5 protein-coding genes and 1 pseudogene are annotated in these 4169 nt (G+C 56.0%); all 6 read right to left on the reverse strand.

The window, feature by feature from the left end; all coding sequences use genetic code 11:
- Window positions 1–183 (reverse strand): hypothetical protein (locus ACLRGG_RS13850; protein ID WP_416250324.1); only part of this gene is annotated, 183 nt, incomplete at its 3' end.
- 15 nt (window positions 184–198) lie between these two features.
- Window positions 199–474: a hypothetical protein gene (locus tag ACLRGG_RS13855; RefSeq protein ID WP_416250326.1), complete on the reverse strand. Its 276-nt coding sequence runs from the start codon at window positions 472–474 to the stop codon at window positions 199–201.
- Window positions 475–624: 150 nt separating this feature from the next.
- A pseudogene (locus ACLRGG_RS13860) lies at window positions 625–767 on the reverse strand (recombinase family protein); the annotation flags it as partial.
- A 57-nt stretch (window positions 768–824) separates the two neighbouring features.
- Window positions 825–1379, reverse strand: coding sequence for a TorD/DmsD family molecular chaperone (locus ACLRGG_RS13865; protein WP_416250327.1), 555 nt, complete (start codon window positions 1377–1379; stop codon window positions 825–827).
- 49 nt (window positions 1380–1428) lie between these two features.
- Window positions 1429–2370, reverse strand: a complete 942-nt coding sequence (gene ghrA / locus ACLRGG_RS13870; protein WP_416250328.1) for a glyoxylate/hydroxypyruvate reductase GhrA — start codon at window positions 2368–2370, stop codon at window positions 1429–1431.
- 89 nt (window positions 2371–2459) lie between these two features.
- Window positions 2460–3926 carry a peptide MFS transporter gene (locus ACLRGG_RS13875; RefSeq protein WP_416250329.1) on the reverse strand — a complete coding sequence of 489 codons (1467 nt, stop codon included), beginning with the start codon at window positions 3924–3926 and terminating at the stop codon, window positions 2460–2462.
- Window positions 3927–4169 lie beyond the last annotated feature (243 nt).

The raw sequence follows: 4169 nt of genomic DNA on the forward strand, positions 1-4169 counted from the left end.
GATCAAGTCGCGACTAATAAAATTAATATTCTCAGGAAGGTACCCTGATGCCAGCCCGAGGGCATGCACTGCTGCGGTATCGATATTCCGTCGTTCAGTTACTGCGGTATACAGGCTGTTTGCTGCGATCACGAGACTGACCGGGGTGCCGGGAAGTATTTTAGAAAGGCAGGCTGAGAGCATTCTGCTCTCCCCGTATTATCCCAGGGTACGGACAAACTGCTGACCCCCCCGGCGGCAGTCTTCCGTGAACGGAACCCGGGAATCAGCCGCTTCTCCGGCAGAAGATGACGGGTCAGCCTGATGTTCTTCATGGCTGTCAAAGGCTTCAGCCCCCTCAAACCAGCTCTCTTCCATTTCAACGTGGTCAATGGCGTCAAACCAGATATCCTGGTCTTCCGGCTTTGAACTATCCCGGGATACCCAGGATATATTGGTTAATGAGATGGGGGTCGGTGGGTTTACAGGTGGCATAGAGTTCCATCCTTGATCCGTAACTGGCTGTTAAGACCTCCTTATTTATCATCATCAAAAAAATTTTCTGTTAGTAAAAACTTTATTTATGTTGAGTGCCTGAATACGGCATATCTGAGAACAACTGTACGTGGTGGCCTCTGCGGTTTAGCGGATATTCAGTTTCTTACCCACTCGGTAGTACAGGACTTTCTGATGCCGTCCCTGATCGGCCTGTTTTCCCCGCTATTTACCCAACGTATGCGCCCGTTCAATCCCCTGTATCGCCGCTGACGGCGACTCAGCCTGTCCTTTATAAGGGCTGATGCATATGCCCGGACCCTCGTCCGTTTTCAGCCTGTCCCCCCACCTCAGCTTTCGTTATCTTCTTCCAGCTCGTCGCGCATTGCCTGTAGCGCTTCGCGGGTGATCGCCGCCAGGGTGCGGTAAAATGCCGTTGTGGCATGGGCTTCAATTTTGCCGAGGAACTGACCGCACCACGGCAGCAGGTAGTCATCAAACAGGGTGAGCTGTGCCGCAAACTCATCCGCTTCGGACTGATCCTCCAGCCAGGAGGAAGCCAGCAGCAGCGCGCCAATATGGTCGGCAGGCGCATCGCTTAGCGGCATCCCGCGGCTTTGCAGAAAGCGCCGCACTTCAGACTCAACCGGGCCGTTTTCCCAATGCGAACCATAGGGCGATACGCGGCAATCACTGCCCACAAACAGCGCATTGTAGTCCGTTGCCAGCGCCTGGGGATCGCTGTTCTGTTGCAGACGCAGCAGCAACTCGTCCTGCTCCAGCGGCCAGTGCTGTTGCAGCTTGCCTTCACGCAGCAGCGTGAACAGCGGTACCAGCAGGGGATCCTGAGGCTGACGGTTATACAGTGAACCCAGCAGGCGACAGAGAATTGAAAATTCATTCATGGTATGTCTCATCATAAGTAAAATGTGACAGGGTCACGTACGGATGCATTCAGTAGCCGCGCGAAAGGTCAACGCGGCCTGACGGCATCTGCCCCGCCTCGCACAGGCGGATGGCCTGTGCAATATAGTCCATCGCATCGTCAGGTAACGTGACCGCGGCATTATGGGGCGTAATGGCAATGGCCGGATGCGTCCAGAACGGGTGTTGTTTATCCAGCGGTTCACGCGCAAAGACATCCAGTGCGGCGGCCTTTACCTCACCCGCCCCGATAGCGGCCAGCAAATCATCCTCAACCAGATGCGCGCCCCGCGCCAGATTGAAAATAAATGCCTGAGGTTTTAACTGCTGCATCAGCTTGCGGTTGAGTATACCCGTAGTCTGCGGCGTATTGGGCAACAGATTGATTAGCACCTGACAGCCGTTCAGAAACGTACTCAGCCGATCGTCACCGTAAAAACTGCTGACCCCTGGCAGATCTTTCGGTGAACGGCTCCAGCAGCGCACCGGGAAGCCCCAGGCCCGGAGGCTCTCCGCCACGCTGCCGCCCAGTACGCCCGCGCCGAGAATGCCAACGCTGAAGTCGCTGCGGGAATAATTCGGCAGCGGCTGCCACAGGCTTTGCGCTTTTTGCTGCTGATACTCCGTAAAGCGACGGAACCAGCCGAGCACGTGATATACCGCGTATTCCTGCATCTGACGGGCCATGCCGGTATCTTCAAGCCGGAACAGCGGCACCCCGGCGGGCAGCATAGCGGGATACTGCCGCAGCTGCGCGAGAATATCATCCACGCCTGCCCCCAGCGCAAATACGCCTTTTAACGTCGTGCGCCCCGTTAGCATCTCTACCGGCGGCTGTCGTACCAGCGCATAGTCGGCGGGCGCATCGTCGCCGGGCGTCCACTGGCGAATACGCGCCTGCGGCAGACGCTGCTGCAGGCCCGCAATCCATTTATCGGCGCGAAAGGATGGGTGATAAAAAATGACGTCCACGTATGATCTCCTCTTTTTTAACAGGCTCGGGTAAAAACGCGCGGATGGCAAGCAACAATCCCGGGATACGCCAGGCATCCCAGGTTATATCAGCGTGCGGCAGCAGGCTCAATCAGCCTGCGCAACAGCGGCATAAGCATCAGCAGGATCAGCGCGACCACCGCACTTCCCCAGCCGAGCAGGCTGAAAATATGGCTGTAGCCCGGATTAGTCAGGAGCGGCGTGCTGCCGCTGTTTTCGGGCATCAGACCTGACACATATCCCGCCAGCACCGATGCCACGCCGGTAACCATCATCCAGCAGCCCATCATAATGCCCTGGTAGCGGGCCGGTGCCAGCTTGCCGATCATCGCGTAGCCGATCGGTGAGAGCAGCAGTTCACCGAGGCTTTGCAGCACGTAGCTAATAACAATCCATTTAAACGCCACCTGGCCATCACCGCCCGCCAGCAGGATGCCCAGCGGCAGGACCAGCATTCCCAACCCCATAAAGAACAGTGATGAGGCAAACTGCAGAGGGATGTCAATACGCCAGCCGCGCTCGCGCAGATTGCGGAAACCCAGCGCCAGCAGCGGCCCGCCGATAACAATCACCAGCGTATTGATGTTTTGTACCCACTGAGGAGCAATCTGGATGCCGTAAACGTTCAGGTTGATATTGTGCTCGGTAAACAGCATCAGTCCCATGGGGGCAAGCTGATATAGCGTCCAGAATACCAGCGAACCCAGCGCCAGAATCAGCCAGGCCGTCATTTTACGCTGCTCTTCGCGCGGCCTGTGGCGCAGCGTAGTCAGTGCCAGCAGCAGGAAAATAATCACTCCCAGCCCGATGACAAAAGAGCCGGTAAAGCTGGCGTGGGTCAGCATCAGCCGCACAAGTGGCACCAGCACCGCCAGAATGATCGCTCCTCCCACCATCCGCAGCCTGAACTGCTTTTTACTGACGTGCAGCAGCGGCGTGTCAATATCCGCCAATATTTTCCAGCACAGCAGCGAGATGACGATGGCGACCATGTTGCCCAGGGTGGCAAACAGGAACAGCGAATGATAGTGCTCGCTCAGCTGGAAGTAACCCGCACCGGTAAAGCCCAGAAAGAAGCCGAGATTCATCCCGGCATAGTTCCAGAGAAACGCAGTCTCACGGCGGTTATCCTCAGGTTTAAAACGCTGGGTTAGCATCATATTAATGCAGGTGACATTCAGCCCGCTGCCGGTAAGGAACATCGCCAGCCCCCAGTACAGCCCTTCTACGCTTTGCCCGGCAAGCACCCAACAGCCGATAACCTGGAGAAGCATACCCAGCACAAAGAGAATACGGTTGCTGAGGAAGCGTCCGCCAAGATAGCCCCCGAACAGGTGCAGCCCGTAATTGAACGCGCCAAAAACGCCCATCATGGCGTTGGCCTTGCCTTCACTAAATCCCAGCCGTTTGGTGGCGTAGAGCACCAGGGTCGAATAGAGCACGGCAAAGCCGAGGGTAGCGAAGATCTGAATAAAGAACAGCGCACCGGTGCCACGAATGGCGGCGGTATCAGTATATTTAGCAGCGGTATTCACAACAGCCCTCATGATTATCTGGTGCAGAAAAGTGCATCATTATGCACAGAGTGCCGCATGATTACCTTTATGGACGCGGGCTTTTCGTAATTTATCCGGCCATTCGCCTGTTTAAGCAGCAACATGCTGTAAAACTGACTAAACGAACGGGAATTTTCATAAAGGGAGTTGACCCTGCCCCGGCTTTTACCTACATTAGCGCCCAGGCACAGTGTGCCAGCAAAAATACGGTGAGGTGTCCGA

The sequence above is a fragment of the Erwinia sp. PPS120 genome, assembly GCF_047918655.1.
In the GTDB taxonomy this organism is placed as follows: domain Bacteria; phylum Pseudomonadota; class Gammaproteobacteria; order Enterobacterales; family Enterobacteriaceae; genus Erwinia; species Erwinia tasmaniensis_A.